Below are 17,980 nucleotides of genomic sequence, written 5' to 3'. Positions count from 1 at the left end.
TTTCAAATTTTATGATATAAATGAATAAAGGCTTATTTAATATCAAGAGTTTATTAATTTTTAAATTTTTAGACTGCAACGGATTTTTTCAACTCAAAAGAGCTTTCCATCATGGGAGAAATCATTTCATACCATTCCCTGCAGACTTGACTTGAAGATAAATAATTATTGGCAAAATCAATGTTGTCGCATTCAAATACAAAAACAAATTGATTGCCGTTGGTAAAGACGGAGTGATTTCTATATCCGGCCTTCTTTTGCTCCTTTAGTATTTCCTCTGAAGGCTTTAAATGCGACTCTAAGAAATCCTTCAGAAATTCTTTTTTTACACTCCATGTCCAGGCATATTTTTCACCGGGAGCTTTTTCAACTAGTCTAACAGGTACCTTGAAGTTGTAAACAACTCTTGTGTCGCACAGGATGTCGTGAAGGCCCCGTTTTTGATCGTCAATTGCTATCATAAAATAGCCTATGAAAATAATAATTCCCGATAAGTATTTGCCAATTGTCTCTCTGTATAATACATTGATAAACGTTAATTTTTCGCCGTTGGCACTCACCACTTTGAGATTTAGAAACTTTTTTCCCAATGTGGAGCCGGAGTAGTATGTCATTAGAGTATAATATAGTACACTCAGCAGATAGATAACAATGTCAAAGATATTGAACTCAAACAGTATCGGTGTTTTGATGAAATCCGCAGGCCCAATCAGATAAGCGATAAACATCGGTATCCGCACAACTAACAGAGCAATTCCCACCAGCAGTGAATCAATGAGATATGCTGATAGACGGGCTCCAAAACCTGCATAAATAGTTTTAGTATTGTCCTGGCATTGCATAATACATTGGCACCCCATTTCCATTGGCCTTTATTAATTCAGCTATTATTTCCGTATCTGAGCGAGGTCTTAAACTGCTTATATAACCGAATAAGGAGCTTAATCCGAAAGGATCTTTCTTTTTAGGTGTATAGACTTCTACATTTCCCAGCTCCATGCTGAAAGCTTCCTTTACTTCTTCGTATGTGGCTATTTCGTCGATAAGATTCAGCTCGAGAGCCTGTTTTGCAGAAAGAATTCTGCCGTCGGCAATTCTTTTAACCTCATCCGCTGTCATTTTTCTGCCTTCCGCAACAATTTCGACAAATTGCTCATATGCTTCATCTACAAGGCTTTGCAGTATATCGCGCTGTTCATCTGTCAAATCCAGATCGGCAGCACCCATTGCTTTGTTTTTGCCGCTGGTAATATAGATGCCTTTAATTCCGATATTATCATACAACTCTTTAAGATTTGTCAGCGAAATAATAACACCAATGGAGCCGGTCCAGGCGTTCCGATTTGAGTATACTTTATCGGATGCCATTGAAATGTAGTATCCGCCAGAGCATGCCTGATTCGACATATAAGTCCAAACAGGCCTTCCAGTTTCTTCTCTGTATTCTTTTAATTTTAAATACAGTTCGTCACTTTCATATACACCGCCGCCGGGGGAATTCACATACAAGAGGATACCTTTGTTGCTTGCCGAATTTTTCATGTCTTCAATAAGCTCCAGCGTATCTTTGTGGTTATAACTATTTGACATAAAACTTGTGGTTGATCCGCTGTCCATAATAGTTCCTTCGACACTCACCACACCTATATAGGGAGTAAGAGGAAGACTGTTTGCGGTTTCATTGAGTTTGAAAGATGTTCCCATTTTTTTTGAAACAGTATTCATTAAAATGCTTGAAGAACAAACGAACACAAATACTACTCCTGCAACAATTAGTCCTATTAGCTGTTTCTTATTCATTGTTCGACCCCTTTTCTAAATAATTGCATTTTATCATAAAATTAATTATCGCATACTCTATTTTAGTAGTAAAGTATAAATTACATGACAGATATTGCATCAGGCAGGATATATTACAAATCTCAAACTCATTGAAAAGGTTTTGGCGATGCATATAGGTCCTGTATAAAGTAACAAGCAATTGTATAAAATGTCATATTGGAAATTGTAAAAATTATCTATGCAACTTGTCAAAATTATGCTAGTATAAATATTAACTGAAATTTGGCAGGGGAGTTTGAACAGCGTTTTATATACGGCAAGTTTGATATACGAAGGAGTATAAATGAATGGGAAGCATAGAATTACTGATTATCGCAATTGGTCTTTCAATGGATGCTTTTGCGGTTGCAATCTGCAAAGGTCTGTCAATGGAAAAAATGAGTTACAGGAATGCAGTTATAACCGGCTGTTTTTTCGGAGGGTTCCAGGCGTTGATGCCCCTTTTGGGTTATCTTTTGGGAACACAGTTTAAAGACTACATAACCTCAATCGACCATTGGATTGCTTTCGGATTGCTTTCGATTATAGGTATTAATATGATAAAGGAAGCAAGAAACACCTGTGAAGTATCTGACGATGACTCTTTTAGCCTTAGGAGTCTTACAATGATGGCATTTGCTACAAGTATTGACGCCTTGGCGATAGGGGTTACCTTTGCCTTTTTGCAGGTAAATATTATTCCTGCAGTTACAATGATAGGGATAACTACTTTTACTTTTTCATTCTTGGGAGTAAAAATCGGTAATGTGTTTGGGGCAAAGTTTCAGTCAAAAGCCGAAATGGTAGGCGGTTTCATTCTGATTGCAATGGGTTGTAAAATTCTTTTTGAACACCTCAGAATTATTCCTTTCTAAAGGCGTATCTGCTACTTATATAAATTTTGCTGTTGACAAAAATAGTTATTTAATGATATACTAAATCTTGATAATATTAATAAACCTATGAGCAAGAGTAGTAAGAATAGCTGTATGCACAAAGAGAGCTGCTGGTTGCTGGGAATGCAGTTGCAAAGGTTATTCCGAATGGACTTGTGAGGGAAGTCCGAAATTGTAAAAGAGTAGGCGCTTACGGGAGCCCTGTCCGTTATCAGTGGGGTGCATATGTTAGTATGCAAAATGAGAGGACGATTTACTCGTCAATTTGGGTGGCACCACAGAAGTTGAAGGCTTTTGTCCCTATCTAGGGGATGAAGGCGTTTTTTATTTTATATAGTTTATCTTATTTTTAAAAGGGAGGGTGACGTATATGTCAAAAGGAAGATTTGGAATCCACGGCGGGCAATACATTCCTGAATTGTTGATGAACGCCGTAATTGAACTGGAAGAGGCATATAATCACTTTAAAAACGATCCTCAGTTTATTGCGGAACTCAATGACCTGTTGAAAAATTATGCAGGACGACCATCTCTGCTCTATTATGCGGAGAAGATGACAAAGGACCTCAAGGGTGCTAAAGTTTACCTAAAACGTGAGGATCTTAATCATACAGGTTCCCATAAAATAAACAATGTTCTGGGTCAGGTACTTCTTGCAAAGCGTATGGGTAAGACCCGCGTAATTGCCGAGACCGGTGCAGGCCAGCATGGTGTTGCAACGGCAACGGCTGCAGCACTTATGGGATTGGAATGTGAGATATTCATGGGCAAGGAGGATACTGAGCGTCAGGCGTTGAATGTATTTAGAATGGAGCTTTTGGGAGCAAAGGTTCATGCGGTTACAAGCGGCACCCAGACGCTGAAGGACGCGGTAAATGAAACCTTGAGGGAATGGTCAAGGAGGGTTCATGACACCCACTATGTATTAGGCTCCGTTATGGGACCGCATCCGTTTCCGACCATTGTAAGGGATTTTCAGAGCATAATCAGCCGGGAAATAAAAAAGCAGATCATTGAGAAGGAAGGAAGACTTCCTGATGTTGTTATGGCATGTGTGGGCGGAGGCAGCAATGCAATTGGAGCATTTTATGATTTTATTGAAGATTCAAGTGTTCGCCTTATAGGATGTGAGGCTGCAGGACAGGGAGTGGATACCGACAAGCATGCGGCAACAATGGCTAAAGGTACTCTGGGTATCTTCCACGGCATGAAGTCTTATTTCTGCAGGATGAATACGGACAGATTGCACCGGTTTATTCTATTTCTGCAGGTCTTGACTATCCGGGAGTGGGCCCCGAACATGCATACCTAAAAGATATTGGCAGGGCTCAATACGTATCTGTTACCGATAATGAAGCTGTGGAAGCTTTTGAATATCTCTCCCGTACCGAGGGTATAATTCCGGCAATCGAGAGTTCCCATGCGGTGGCATATGCAATGAAACTTGCGCCGGCAATGAGCAAAGATCAAATCATTGTTGTATGTCTTTCGGGAAGAGGAGATAAAGATGTTGCGGCAATAGCGCGTTACAGGGGGGTGCAAATCTATGAATAAATTGGAGAGGGCTTTTGGCAACGGGAAGGCATTTATTCCGTTTATTACGGCGGGAGACCCGTCATTGGAGATAACCGAACAATTGGTATATAGGATGGCTGAAGCTGGGGCCGATTTAATAGAGTTGGGAATACCGTTTTCTGACCCGGTTGCAGAAGGGCCTGTTATTCAGGAGGCAGATTGTCGTGCCCTTTCGGCAGGTACTACAACGGACAAGATTTTCGACATGGTGGGACGCATCCGTAAATCATGTGATGTGCCTATCGCTTTTATGACATATGCAAATCCGATCTTTACCTACGGGACTGAAAAGTTTTTGAAAAAGTGCAGTGAAACGGGGATTGATGCACTCATTGTTCCCGATATTCCTTTTGAGGAGAAGGAGGAATTGGTTCCTTTCTGCAAAGAATATGATGTCAGGCTTATTTCAATGATAGCGCCCACGTCACAGGAACGTATTCGAACGATTGCAAAAGAAGCTGAAGGCTTTCTCTACTGTGTATCTTCAATGGGGGTTACCGGAGTCAGAGACAAAATCGGCGATGAGGCGAAAGAGATGATAAAGATTGTAAAAGAGGTTAAAGATATTCCCTGCGCCATTGGATTTGGAATCTCCACTCCGGAGCAGGCTGCTGAAATGGCCGGATCCTCCGACGGAGTTATTGTGGGAAGCGCAATTGTAAAGATTATAGCCCAATACGGTGCGGAATGCATACCCCACGTTGAAGAGTATGTGCGTAAAATGAAGAATGCAATAAAATAATGAACCGAGCACATCTGTGGGAAAGTGATTTTCTGCAGATGTGTTTTTTACACTCTGTAGAATATACTAATTATACGGGAAATAGTTTTGCGAACATCGCGATATTTGGAATGGAGGCCTTGAGTTGATTAAACTGATAATTAAGTGGTTCATTAAGGATTACCGAAATGTGACTGATAAAAAGATTAGGGAATCTTACGGAGTGTTGTCGGGAGTAATAGGCATTATTTGCAACATATTTTTATTTATTCTAAAAATAATCACGGGACTGTTCATAAACAGTATTGCAGTAATTTCCGATGCTTTTAACAATCTAAGTGACCTGGGTTCGTCATTGGTTGCCATATTTGGTGTCAAGCTCAGCAACCGGCCTCCTGATGATGAACATCCCCATGGGCATGGAAGGTACGAGTATATATCGTCTCTTGTGGTGTCATTTATTATATTTGCAGTTGGCCTTGAACTTTTAAGAAATTCCTTTGGGAAAATAGTCAAGCCCGAAGAAGTTACATTCAATGCCATATCTATTTTAATGCTTATAATCTCAATACTTGTGAAATTGTGGATGTTTTCCTACAATAGATATATCGGGGGAGTAATAAATTCCGGCATTAATAAAGCTACAGCTCAAGACAGTCTGAATGATGCCATTGCTACAACTGCAGTTCTTGCAGGAACTTTAATTGGAAGAGCTGTTCCCTTTCCTTTAGATGGAATCATGGGTCTAATCATATCTGTACTTATCATGTACACAGGTTTTGGTATTGCAAAAGATTCGGTAGACCTGCTTTTGGGATTGTGTCCCGATGAAGAACTCACCGAAAGAATAAAATCATATTTTTACAGAAGAGAAATAAAGGGTATTCATGACTTGAAAGTTCATGATTACGGCCCCGGAAGAATAAGTGCATCTATTCATGCAGAGGTATCTGAAGGGGAGAACATAGTTGAAATACATTCGGTGATTGATGAAATTGAGCAAAGAATAAAAAATGAGCTTGGGGTTGATATAGTAGTTCATATGGATCCTGTCGGGGATAAAAACGAGAGTTCTTCAGAAGACAAAACTTGACATAGTTTTACAAAAAATTACCAGCGCTGTCTGTTGACAACAAAAATGAAATGTTATAAAATGTAATGGAATAAATTAACGTTGGATATTTTGTGATATATAATGAAGTTTGCAGGAAAAAACCCATAAATCATACGATTTCTTGGCGGAAAGGGATGATTTATGGGTTGGCCAGTAGAATAGCTTCATGCTATTTTACTATGCTATTTTATATTATATCACAAAAAGCATCCGTGTAAACAGAATCTTTGATTAGCTTTTGCTCAAGATGGTCTACATAGGAGGTTCCAATCGGTTTTTGCGTTTTTTCACAGTATTCCGCAGCGTTTTTGGCTCAAATAGTTTTCAGGTTTTATTTCTATTTTAAATTTATAGGGGTGTGATAATGTTGAAATCTAGTAAGGATGATATCAAAGGTTCAATTTATGAATTGATTTCCAAGGTTACCGGATATGATGCCGCAGAACTGGATAACGACATGTATCTTGAGGTGGATCTGGGAATAGATTCAATCAAGATGATAACATTGATGAACGAACTCATGAATTTGGTTCCTCAGGACCAAATGGAGGAGTTTAGTGCAAAGTATCCTGTATCGTCAATTCTTTCAATGCAGACTGTAGGAGATATTGTTGAAATTTTTGAAAACTGGCATTCGGAGAAGAGTCCGCAGCATGCACATGTCGAAGATACGCAAAATGTCATTGAGCCGGAAATTGTTGTCGAAAAGCAGCCGGAATATCTGGAAATTGTAAATTCCCAATATCCTTTCCTCACATGCTATCAGGCGATTTCCACCCTTACAATCAGTTCGGCGATTGAGATTCAAGGAGAATTGAATATTTCATGTCTTCGCAGCGCATGGGAGGAGCTTATTCTAAGACATCCGGCACTGCGTGTTGTATTTGAAAAAGTGCCGGGAGCAAAGAACTTTAAAGGCTATAAGCAAAGACTGGTGGAGGGCTTTAACCTCCCGGATATTAAAGTGGAGGATATTAGCCATGTTGGCAGCGGTGAAAAGGAAAGATTCGTGAGGGAGAAAATTGAAGAAAGTCTGAATCAAAAGTTTGATATATTTCAATGGCCTTTACATAAGATAACGGTAATACGTACAGGCAGTGAAAGATATTGCATAGTTCTTTCCATCATCCATCTTATTACGGACGGTCTCGGAAATCAGCAAATATTAAGAGAACTTTTGGAAATCTATTCTGCAAAGCTGGCAGGGAAAAAAGCAGATTTGCCCAAAGCCATTTCGGTTTCCGAATATAGCAGTCTTGTAAAAGAAATGAATTCATGGGACAACCCTCAGGAAAACAGTGAATTTGAAAGCTACATCAGGGAGCAGGGAAAAGATTCGTATTTCTATAATCCGTACGGTAATGATAAAAAGCTGGTAATACCCGAGCCTTTTGTTCCAATAAAGACAAAGGTAAAGAAGTTTTGGATACCTGAAGATGTCACCGGAAAGCTGGTTTCCAATACAAAAGTATGGCGTTCTTCATTGTTTGTGCTCATCGTAAGTGCGTATCTTAAATCCATAAAGCAGCTTAATGAAAGTGAGAATAAAATAATTTTAAACCTGCCCACAGGCGGAAAGGTTTATCCCAATGCCGATGCAACGGATGTGCTGGGTTGCTTTGCCCAGAACATGGCATTGAGCTTTTTTGTGGAAAATCCTAATGAAGCATGGGATGATTTGATTGAAAAAGTAAACACTGAAATAAAGAGCAAGCTGTCATCGGGAATTGACAGGGCGCAGACCCTCAAGGCAGCTAATGCGGCAAAGGAGAATGAGATGCTGACAGACGGCCAAATGTCCCCGGCTATCGCAAAAGTCATCCGGGCTTCGGTCAAATCCAATCTTTATCTTTCCTTTGTGGGGGATACAAATATCAAAAAAGAATATAATGACCTTAAAATAAAAGATTATGAAGCCTACACATGCACCAACCCCGGAACTATTGATATCCTTGTGGAATTGTTCCATAACAAGCTGTTGCTGACATCGAATTATGACAGTTCCTTCTTCGACGAGGATTATATTGACAGGCATATGAACAACCTGATAAACAATATCAAGGAGCTTGCGGAAATCAGCACTACACAAAAGAATGTGATGAAGACAGAATGTCTTGCAACTGCTGCCTTAGACGTACAGAAGGATATTCTGGAGAAGGCAAGCGAGATATGCAGGAGAAAGCTCACAGAAGCCGATATTGATAAGGATATCGATTCGGAAATTGGAATGGATTCTTTAGGGCGCATCCGTTTGGTTGCAAAACTAAGCAAGGACAGGGAAAATATCGACAGAAAGGGACTGTTTGCCTGCAGGACCCTTCGCGAGATGGCATTGCTGCTTGACAGTAGGGGCGGTGCTGCTAATGAAAATATAGATAAAATCGAAATTCAAATTCCTTTCTTAAAAATAGCGGAGCAGTGCAAGCTGACTCCGGATGCACCTGCCATATATTTTCAGGGCAAGAGCGTAACCTATTCTGAATTGGAACGTGCCACAAACAAACTTGCCAACTGTCTGATAGATCAAGGAATAAAAAGAGGCTCTCTTGTGGGAATTATGACATTACCCGGACCTATGATGCTCATAGGTATGATTGGAATTCTCAAAGCGGGAGCTGCATATGTACCGGTGGATTCGTCTTATCCCGCCGAACGGATTCAATATATTATCAACCATTCGGATATTAATATACTGCTTACCGAGGATTCGTTAATCGGTCAGATAAATGATCTAATAAATAACTGCCCGGGTATCAAAAAGCTTATACTGCTTGATTCAAAAACTTACAGCAAAGAGGTGAAGGTTTCGGAATTAATCGAAAAGGAAAAGTGGATGGAGTATTCCGAGATTCCACCTGTGTATAGTAGCAGTCCGGAGGATTTGATGGTGGTCCTTTATACTTCCGGTTCTACAGGACGTCCAAAAGGGGTTATGCTAAACCATCTCGGCTATATGAACCGTCTGGTATGGCATCAAAAGATCTTTGACTTAAAGCCCGGAGAAAGGGTGGCACAAAAAACCTCTTGCTGCTTTGACATATCGATATGGGAGCTTTTCTGGCCGCTGATGTATGGCGGTACGGTATGCCCCGTAAGGAAGGATATTGTTAAAAATCCGTGGGCTCTTGCCGAATGGCTCATTGAAACTAAAATAAACATCATGCACTTTGTACCTTCGCTTTTCGGTGAATTTGTGCATGCATTGGAAGACGAAAATTACACCTTTAAGGATTTGCGCTGGTTGATTTTCAGCGGTGAGGCCTTACCCATGTCCTATATCAACAAATGGATAGACAAACATGGAATGACGGTAAAACTGGCAAATTTGTATGGTCCTACAGAAGCTTCCATCGACGTTACATATCACATTATTGACAAGAGGCCGGGCTCTGACGGAGAAAGTCAGATTCCTATCGGAAAACCTGTAGATAATGTTTATATTTTGAATCTTGATGAAAATATGAACAGGAAAAAAGACGGGGAAATAGGAGAGTTGTGGATAGGCGGTATTCAGTTGGCAAAGGGATATTTAAAGGATCCGGAAAGGACTTCTGAGGCCTTTAGACCCAATCCTTTCAAAGAAATTCCGGGAGAGTTTTTGTATAGAACCGGAGACTTAACGAGAGTAAGAGAGGATGGAAGCTTTGAGTACCATGGACGTATTGACAACCAGGTGAAAATCCGGGGATTTAGAATTGAACTAGGTGAAATAGAGGCAGTTTTAAGCAGCCACTCCAATGTAAATGAAGCTGCGGTGGTTGTAATTGACGAAGGCGAAGGACAGAGCCAACTTGTAGCATGTTTGTCGGGAAAAATAACGGAGGAATCCGAGCTCAAGGAATTTATCGGAAAAAAACTTCCGTATTATATGATTCCCCATAGAATAGAATGGTTGGAGAGCCTGCCGAAGAATCCCAATGGAAAGCTGGATAGAAGGCTATTAAGGATATGCTTAACAGAGTACAGGAAAAGGAAGAAGAAATTATTCTTCCCCTTGCACCGGCTCAACGCTGGCTGATGAGTTATTTTGATTACCCTTATGCCTGGACAGGCTTTACCCGGTTCTTATTTAAGCAGCCTTTGGATTTCGGTGCCTTTAACAGGGCTATCAACATCCTGACTAACAGGCATGACGCTTTAAGAAGCAAACTGTGCCAAAGAGGATTTGATTGGATGCAAAGGATATTGCCCCAAGGTGAGTATTCCAATGTGGAATATTATGATGCATCCGGCATGAACGAAAATCAAATTGATGATGCGGTGAAAGAGCTAATAAATGAATCTATCAAGGGTTTTGACATCGAAAAATGGCCGTTGTGGAAAATCATTGTGCTTAAAGTATCCGAGAGCCTGTTTGATATAGTTGTTGTAGGACACCATTTGATTTCCGATGTACTCACAAATAACTTACTGTTTAAAGAAATCTGGCAGATTTACCACAGTATCCTTGCAGGAGAAGAACCGAATCTTCCGCCGGTGAAATCTTACAGGGAATTTGTAGAGATTGTGGAGTCGGAGAAGAGGGCAAAACATAAGGAGTACATTGATTATTGGAAGAATATGTTCCCTACGAAGGAACATGCGTTCAAGATTCCTGTGGATTTCACGTTAGGACCCAATAATGAAGAATCTTCCGATATAGTGGAATTTACTTTGGACAAAGATGAAACTTCCGCAATATTAAGCAAGGCAAAGACGCTTTTTGACAGTAATGTCTATTCGATACTTTTGGCACCTTTATACAGGATGCTGGCAGAACAGTACAATCAGTCCAATGTGGTAGTAAGCCACAGAATGCATGGAAGGGATGTCGGAGGCAATAATGTATTTTTCGGTACGGCGGGCAATTTTGCAGTTAATTTTCCAATGGCTGTTGAGATAAGCCCCAATGAAGAATGGACCGATTTGGTAAGGCGAATAAGAGATGCCTTCGAAAACGTCCCGATGAATGGTCTAAGCTATGATGTAATATCGGAGGATTTGCCGATTTACATGTATCCCGATATAAAACTTACCCCCATAAGAGCAAATTATCTGGGGAACAGGGATTTGCCAAAACTCGATGTTTTCGAGTTTTCTAAAGAAGGAATGGATAGAAGATACTCGGTACCTGAGCAAAAGAGAATATCCGTAATTGAGTTCTTCTTCTCGATTGTAGACGGAAGGCTGAATGTGGAGATTGAATACTCCAAAAACTTATATGGTGCAGATACTATAAAACGCTTGGGAGAAAAGTATATCGAAGCCTTAAAGAAGCTTATAAATTTTGTTGAGGAATCTACCGTGGTTCCTAGGCTTGAGAGAATTCATACCGGTATAAGGAATGCTCGGGGCCTGCTATTTGACAAAGTGGTGGTTATAACCGGCGGAGGAAGGGGAATCGGAAGAAGCATTGCCCTTTCCATGGCAAAAGAAGGAGCAAAAGTTGCGATTATATCAAGAAGTATTGAGCAATTGCAGCAAACCGCCGCACAGCTGCAAGTCTTGGGCACGGATTGCACCGTTATACCGGCAGATGTCAGCAAGATGTCGGATGTAGACAGGGCTGTGGACACAATCATAAAGAAATACGGAAAGATTGATATTCTAATAAACAATGCCGGCATTACAAGGCTTGCTGCCATCAATGACATCGAGCCTGAGGAATGGAGAAAAATCATTGATGTAAATCTGTTTGGTACATATTATTTCTGTAGGGCTGTGATACCGCATTTTATAAGAAATAATCAAGGAAAAATTATAAATATCGGATCCGATTCATCATTTATCGGATATCCCTTATGAGTGCTTATGCAGCATCCAAGCATGCCATTCTAGGACTTACAAAGTCCCTGGCAGAAGAGTTGAAGCTTTACAACATTCAGGTTAATGCAATATGCCCTGCGTTAGTAGACACCGATATGGCGCCTAAGAGCTTAAAAAGCAGGGCTATTCCGCCGGATAAAGTATCTGACATTGCAGTATTTTTGGCATCGTCTATGTCGGATTGTATTACCGGTGAAGCAATAAAAGTATACGGTAAACAGGATATGTATTGGTTTGGGTCGCAGCAGACAGCGTTATTCAAGAATCTGCTTCAGGACAGAAGAAAAGCGACTTAAGGGGGAGCAAAATGTTGGAATATATAAAAAAGCTGGTTGATAAAAACAAGTGGGTTATGTATTGTGTTTCATTGATGATAGGGCTTGCAATGGGGATAATAAATCCCCTTGCAACCACTCATATGGCAAGAAATAACGCTGGGGATATTTTGGTGGGGATAATTTCTTCGACGTATTTTCTGTTTATGGCGATAGGTTCGGTGTATGTTTACAAAAAGCAAAGAGGCAGGGACTTAAGAATGCTTATGATTTTTGCCCTTGCTATGGCAGCAGTTTCTTCAGTTATCTTTCCCCTTTTCACCAACTTCATTTTGTGGTTTTTGCTTATGAGCCTTATGGGCACAGGCATTAGCCTTAATATGGTGGGGATTCAAACTGCAATGCACAAAGTAACCGACAGTGAAAACAAGGCGCTGGTCAGCGGAATTTATTCTTTTTGCTTCGCTTTTGGGTTTGTTCTAAGCGCTGTGATTGGCCCTGCAGTTTATGAAAATATTTCATGGATGGCGTTTTTAATGGGTTCTTTAGGCCTATGTATTGCAGCATTTTTAGTATATTTTAGACTGAAAAATTTGCTTGTCATACCTGAAAACGATGGTGAAAAGACTGAAGAAAGGGAAGTTTTTTCAAAGATAACTCTTGCGCTTCTCGGTGCTTTCGCTTACGGTTTTTCGGAAACAACCCTGGTATCCCTTTATCCTCTTTTCATGAGCCGTTTAAATTACAGTTCCGTTCAATCGGGATATGCTTTAGGAATATTTATAGTGGGAAGTATTATAGGAACTATACCTGTATCCTATTTGGCGGACAGAATAGGCCGTAAAAAGTGTCTGACATTGGTTATCTCCGTATCGTTAATTCCGATTGTAGGTATTATGGTGTTCGATAATTTTATCGCAAAAATGATATTCTCATTTGTGGCGGGTTTTACCGTCGGTCCGATCTATCCTCTTTCACTTGCACTATCGGTTCAGGACCTCACCGGTAAGGAACTGATTTCGGGCACAGCATTTTTTACCTTTGCCTACGGCATTGGTTCTACGACAGGACCGTTTTTATCGTCGGTTGCGATGAGGTATCTCGGAAACAAATATATATTCAGCATTACGCTGTTGTTCTTTGTGTCTATGCTGCTATATATGATTGGAGAAAGTATTCGACTTAGAAAAAAAGCAAAAAATGAGGACCTGGAACAATATGATGAGAGTCTTTCAAATGGGGGGTTGATAGAATGAAAAGTTCAAAAGAAAATAATAATAAGAGACTTTCCGAAGCAAAAGGTGCAGATATCACAGGGAAATATTTAAAAAAGGGCAATATTGCCTATTTACTCATCGATTCTGCGAAAAATCGGCAAGATGAAGGAATGACCTTTATTATGGATGATGACTCCGAACTGTTTATGTCCTATGAACAGATACGTCAGAGGGCGATTTTACGTTTGGGAGGAATGCAGAAAGCAGGATTAAAAAAGGGACAGTATGTTATACTTCTCTTGGATAATAATATCGAGTTTGTTATAACGTTTTGGGCGTGCATATTTGGAGGCATTATTCCTGCACCTCTTACTTATCCTGTTTCCACAAATAGTACAAGTACAGTTTCAAAAAAGATTGTATCGGTATGGGAAGTACTGGGAAAACCCTATATCCTTTCGGACAGAAATCTGGTGGAAAGGGCTGATGAATTCAGGCAAACAGTTGGAAACAGCGGTATGAAAATCTTTGATGTGACAGAGTATGATATTGATGCCGGTGAAGGAAAAATGGATCTTGCGGAAAGCAATTCCACCGCATTTATACAGTTTAGTTCGGGAAGCACCAGTACCCCCAAAGGCGTAATCTTAACCCATAGCAACTTATTAACCAATATTGAGGGAATTATATCTTCAGCAGGATTGACTGAAGAGGACAGTTCTTTAGGGTGGATGCCGTACCAGCATGATATGGGGTTGATTGGTTTTCATCTTACAACAACAGCTCTCGGAATTACCCAAATTAATATGACGCCATATAAATTCGTAAAAAAGCCGGAATTGTGGCTTGAGCTTATTTCCAAGCACCGTATAACTCTTACGGGCTCACCGAATTTCGGTTACAAGCTTGTGTTAAACCGCATTAAACGGGAACAGCTGAAACAATTGGATTTATCCTGCCTAAGATATATATTTAACGGTGCGGAACCTATTTCAGTTTCATTAATGGAAAAATTCATGGAAAAGCTTTCTGTCTGCGGGCTAAGGAAAAATACGATGTTTACAGTGTATGGAATGGCTGAGGCTTGCCTTGCAGTTTGCTTTCCTATACCCTATGAGGAGCCTGTTGTACACTCTGTGTCAAGAGAGGACCTTGTATCGAAGTCAAAAGTAACCTACAAAGATAGAGAAGATAAAGATGTATTGCTTTTAGCTGATGAAGGCTATCCAGTAAGAGGAATAGAGGTTAGGATTGTAGACGAAAAAGGAAATGTTGTAACTGAAGGAACTGTAGGAGAGATTCAAATTCGAGGCGGAAATGTCACATCGGGCTATATTAACAATCCGGAGGCCAATAAGGCATGTTTCCAGGACGGCTGGCTTAAGACCGGAGATACGGGTTTTATGATAAATGGCCGCGTCACAGTGGTAGGAAGGCTCAAGGACATAATTTTTGTAAACGGACAGAACTTTTTCGCCCACGATATTGAAGCGGTAATTGAAGAGATGGAAGGTGTCAAATTCGGAAAGACCATTGTCTGCGGATGGCATGATGAAAAGGAAGGAAGAGAAAAGGTTGCCCTGTTTTCCACCATGCGCATTAAAAAAGATGAGGCAGCTCCCTTTTACTCAAAAATTGTAAAGCATGTAAATGAAGTGTTTGGAATACCCATAGACTATGTGGTAAACGTACCTTCGATTCCTAAGACCACAAGCGGTAAAATACAGCGTTTTGCGCTGGTAGAAGCTTTTAGGAACGGTGCATACAAAGGAAAGGTTATGGAATGTTCCGATATGTTGTGCCAATACCGGGAAGAGGACTTGGACAGGCCGGAGAACGAGTCGAAACTTGCCCAAACCATACGCAGTATTTGGGCAAAGGCGCTTGAAAAACCTGAAAATACGATTCCTTATGACCAGCCTTTCCTTTCAATTGGCGGTACATCCATAAAGGCAATACAGGTTTTGAATTTGCTGGAGGAAGAGCTTGGCCTGAATTTAACCCATGACATACTTATTAAATGCCGTACTGTAAAAGATATGGAAGAATACATTGAAAATATGCAGAAAAACGGAAAATTACCTGTGGAAAGCGTATCACAAAACCATGAACAGAATGCAGGAATGGATGAAGATGATGATATTGCCGTAATTTCCATGGCATGCCGGTTCCCCGACTCAAAGAGCCCGGAGGAATTCTGGAGCAATATTGTAAAGGGAAAGAGCAGTATAGGCGAAATACCGCTGGAGAGATGGAATGCAGATGATTATTACAGTAAGGAACAGGAATTCGGAAAAACCTATTGCCGGACGGGAGCATTTATTGATAATTGCTATGATTTTGATGCTGGACTCTTCAACATAGCTGACGAAGAAGCGGAAATTATGGATCCTCAGCAGAGGATTGTTCTCGAATTGATGTTTGAGTTGATAGAAAGAGCGGGCTATTCCCGTCAATCGGTTGACGGCAAGAGGATTGCGCTATATCTTACAGCCAGCAACAACTCCTTTTATGAATACCATCTAAATACACTTAATAAAATGAGGTTGCAAAAATTTAAAAGTGTCTCGAAACTTTCCGAAGAGCAACAAGAGTCGCTTATGAAAGAATGGGATACACTGGGGGTTACTGAAGCCCATCCGAATATTTTGGTTGACAATATCCCGAACATGATTGCTGCAAGGGCTTCCCAGGAGTTTAATCTTAAAGGGCCTGCTTTGGTGGTTGATACTGCATGCTCATCTTCTTTGGTAGCTTTACATATGGCATGTGAGTCGATAAAAAGAGGCGAATGTGAAATGGCTGTTGCAGGAGGAATTAATCTTCTGCTGACACCGACATCCTATATATACTTCAGTAGCGCGGGCGCCTTGTCCAGAAGCGGAGAGTCAAAGGTATTTGACGCTGATGCCGATGGTTTTGTACCGGGAGAGGGCGCAGGTTTGGTTCTGCTTAAACCGTTAAAAAAAGCTATTGCCGACAAAGATGATATCCTTGCGGTGATTAAGGCAAGTGCAATAAACAATGACGGCCGCTCAATAGGAGTTATGTCCCCGAATCCTGACGGTCAAAGGGAGGTTATAGAATCCCTTTATAGAAAGAGCAATATGAATCCCGCAACTATTCAGTATGTTGAAACCCACGGAACCGGAACTAAAATCGGAGATCCCAGTGAGATAAGAGCTCTGGACAATGCATACAAAAATTTGAATCCTGCTTTAAACTCAATTGCAGTGGGTTCTATCAAAGCAAACATAGGACATCTTTTAAATGCTGCGGGTATTGCCAGCTTTATAAAAGTAGTACTGGCGCTTAAGAATAAGAAGATACCACCCCAGATAAATGTTTACACTCCCAATCCCATGATAAAATTTGAACGGACACCTTTTTATATTCCTATGGAAGCAAAAGACTGGGAGATTTCGGGGGAAAGTGCAAGGCGTGCTGCCATAAACTCCTTTGGTTTTGGAGGTACCAATTGCCATATAGTTGTTGAGGAGAATCCTGAAAATGCGGAAGTTGTTCCGAAAGAGCAAAATGAAATGCCAAAACATTTGTTATGCTTGTCAGCAAATACCCAGAATTCTTTAAGGCAGAAAATAGCCAACTTGGCAGATTTCCTGGAGAAGAATTCCGAATATTCCATAGGGGATGTATGCTATACCGAAAATGTGCTCCGCACATCTTTCAAGCACCGCTGCTTTACGCAAGCAAAGGATATGGAGGAACTCATAAAAAACCTTAGAAATATTAAACTTCAAGAAACTGTCCGGGACATTTCTCCGAAAGTTGCATTTATGTTTACAGGACAGGGATCGCAATATGTAAAAATGGGATGGGAATTGTACAGAAACCTTCCCGGATTCAAAAAATACATGGATATTTGCTCTGAGGCTTTCTTACCGTATATCAATGCAAGAATAACGGATTTGATTTACGGTGAAGAGGCAGATGACAAAATCCTTGCCCAGACTAATATAACCCAGCCGGTTATGTTTGCAATTGATTATTCTCTCGGTATGTTGATGCTGGATCTTGGAGTTAAGCCCCAATATGTTATGGGCCATAGTCTCGGTGAATGGGTTGCGGCATGTGTTGCAGGTGCGGTAAGCCTGGAGGATGCTGCAAGGCTTGTGTCCTTAAGAGGAAGGCTTATGAGTGAGTTGAAGAGTAACGGAGCAATGGCGGCAGTCTTTACATCCGCTGCCAATATTGATGTACTCCTTGAGCAATACAAGGATTCCCTGTGGGTTGCAGGATATAATGTAACACATCAGGTTGTATCCGGCAAAGCAGAAGCTATGGATGAGTTCATGCAACAGTTGCAGAAGAAAGGAATAGTTGCAAAAAGGCTTAATGTGTCCCAAGCCTTCCATACTCCATTGATGACTCCAATGCTGAATGATTTCAGGAAAGCTCTTGAGGCTACGACTTTCCACACTCCGAATATTGCGATAGTATCGAATATTACTGCAGAAAACTATGACAAACCTTTTACTGCAGAGTATTGGCTTGAACATATCCTTGGAGCAGTAAATTCGAACAGAGTATAAAAT

General features: G+C 40.6%; 8 protein-coding genes, 2 pseudogenes and 1 other annotated feature. Of the genes and pseudogenes, 8 read left to right on the top strand and 2 right to left on the bottom strand.

What is annotated here, in order from left to right; all coding sequences use genetic code 11:
* Nucleotides 1-68: 68 nt before the first annotated feature.
* Together JCM21531_RS01800 and sppA are read right to left on the bottom strand one after the other, a co-directional pair.
* A complete protein-coding gene (locus JCM21531_RS01800) occupies nucleotides 69-842 on the bottom strand; it encodes an RDD family protein (protein ID WP_038286949.1) in 774 nt (257 codons plus the stop codon).
* A complete protein-coding gene (gene sppA / locus JCM21531_RS01795) occupies nucleotides 820-1,800 on the bottom strand; it encodes a signal peptide peptidase SppA (RefSeq protein ID WP_038286947.1) in 981 nt (326 codons plus the stop codon). The genes JCM21531_RS01800 and sppA overlap by 23 nt, the downstream gene beginning before the upstream one ends.
* A 329-nt stretch (nucleotides 1,801-2,129) precedes the next feature.
* On the opposite strand from sppA, the gene JCM21531_RS01790 reads away from it, so the two are divergent.
* From JCM21531_RS01790 to JCM21531_RS18195, 8 genes and pseudogenes are all read left to right on the top strand, one after another.
* Nucleotides 2,130-2,696 (top strand): manganese efflux pump MntP, encoded by a 567-nt coding sequence (locus JCM21531_RS01790; protein ID WP_038286946.1) that lies wholly within the window; start codon nucleotides 2,130-2,132, stop codon nucleotides 2,694-2,696.
* 78 nt (nucleotides 2,697-2,774) lie between these two features.
* Nucleotides 2,775-3,022: a binding site (T-box leader), on the top strand.
* A gap of 65 nt (nucleotides 3,023-3,087) precedes the next feature.
* A pseudogene (trpB, locus tag JCM21531_RS01785) lies at nucleotides 3,088-4,271 on the top strand (tryptophan synthase subunit beta).
* Nucleotides 4,264-5,034 carry a tryptophan synthase subunit alpha gene (gene trpA, locus JCM21531_RS01780; RefSeq protein WP_038286944.1) on the top strand — a complete coding sequence of 257 codons (771 nt, stop codon included), beginning with the start codon at nucleotides 4,264-4,266 and terminating at the stop codon, nucleotides 5,032-5,034. The pseudogene trpB and the gene trpA overlap by 8 nt, the downstream one beginning before the upstream one ends.
* Before the next feature lie 124 nt (nucleotides 5,035-5,158).
* Nucleotides 5,159-6,106 (top strand): cation diffusion facilitator family transporter, encoded by a 948-nt coding sequence (locus tag JCM21531_RS01775; protein WP_038286942.1) that lies wholly within the window; start codon nucleotides 5,159-5,161, stop codon nucleotides 6,104-6,106.
* A 385-nt stretch (nucleotides 6,107-6,491) separates the two neighbouring features.
* On the top strand, nucleotides 6,492-10,145 hold the full coding sequence (locus tag JCM21531_RS20075; RefSeq protein ID WP_243467061.1) for a non-ribosomal peptide synthetase: 3,654 nt from the start codon (nucleotides 6,492-6,494) through the stop codon (nucleotides 10,143-10,145).
* Nucleotides 10,076-12,133: pseudogene (locus tag JCM21531_RS20070) on the top strand (SDR family oxidoreductase); the annotation flags it as partial. The gene JCM21531_RS20075 and the pseudogene JCM21531_RS20070, both read left to right, overlap by 70 nt.
* A 106-nt stretch (nucleotides 12,134-12,239) precedes the next feature.
* Nucleotides 12,240-13,463, top strand: coding sequence for an MFS transporter (locus JCM21531_RS01760; protein ID WP_094184714.1), 1,224 nt, complete (start codon nucleotides 12,240-12,242; stop codon nucleotides 13,461-13,463).
* On the top strand, nucleotides 13,460-17,977 hold the full coding sequence (locus JCM21531_RS18195) for a type I polyketide synthase (RefSeq protein WP_094184713.1): 4,518 nt from the start codon (nucleotides 13,460-13,462) through the stop codon (nucleotides 17,975-17,977). Before JCM21531_RS01760 ends, JCM21531_RS18195 begins: the two co-directional genes overlap by 4 nt.
* The last annotated feature ends 3 nt before the right edge of the window (nucleotides 17,978-17,980 follow it).

The sequence above is a fragment of the Acetivibrio straminisolvens JCM 21531 genome (assembly GCF_000521465.1).
GTDB classification, from domain to species: Bacteria; Bacillota; Clostridia; order Acetivibrionales; family Acetivibrionaceae; genus Hungateiclostridium; species Hungateiclostridium straminisolvens.
The sequence above is the reverse complement of the archived record's forward strand: the minus strand, read 5'-3'. Positions and strand labels throughout refer to the sequence as shown.

What these genes read in the sequence shown, in the direction of transcription:
- JCM21531_RS01800 (WP_038286949.1), bottom strand. Translation starts at nt 842, where the DNA reads ATGCAATGCCAGGACAATACTAAAACTATTTATGCAGGTTTTGGAGCC.
- sppA (WP_038286947.1), bottom strand. Translation starts at nt 1,800, where the DNA reads ATGAATAAGAAACAGCTAATAGGACTAATTGTTGCAGGAGTAGTATTT.
- JCM21531_RS01790 (WP_038286946.1), top strand. Translation starts at nt 2,130, where the DNA reads ATGGGAAGCATAGAATTACTGATTATCGCAATTGGTCTTTCAATGGAT.
- trpA (WP_038286944.1), top strand. Translation starts at nt 4,264, where the DNA reads ATGAATAAATTGGAGAGGGCTTTTGGCAACGGGAAGGCATTTATTCCG.
- JCM21531_RS20075 (WP_243467061.1), top strand. Translation starts at nt 6,492, where the DNA reads ATGTTGAAATCTAGTAAGGATGATATCAAAGGTTCAATTTATGAATTG.
- JCM21531_RS01760 (WP_094184714.1), top strand. Translation starts at nt 12,240, where the DNA reads ATGTTGGAATATATAAAAAAGCTGGTTGATAAAAACAAGTGGGTTATG.
- JCM21531_RS18195 (WP_094184713.1), top strand. Translation starts at nt 13,460, where the DNA reads ATGAAAAGTTCAAAAGAAAATAATAATAAGAGACTTTCCGAAGCAAAA.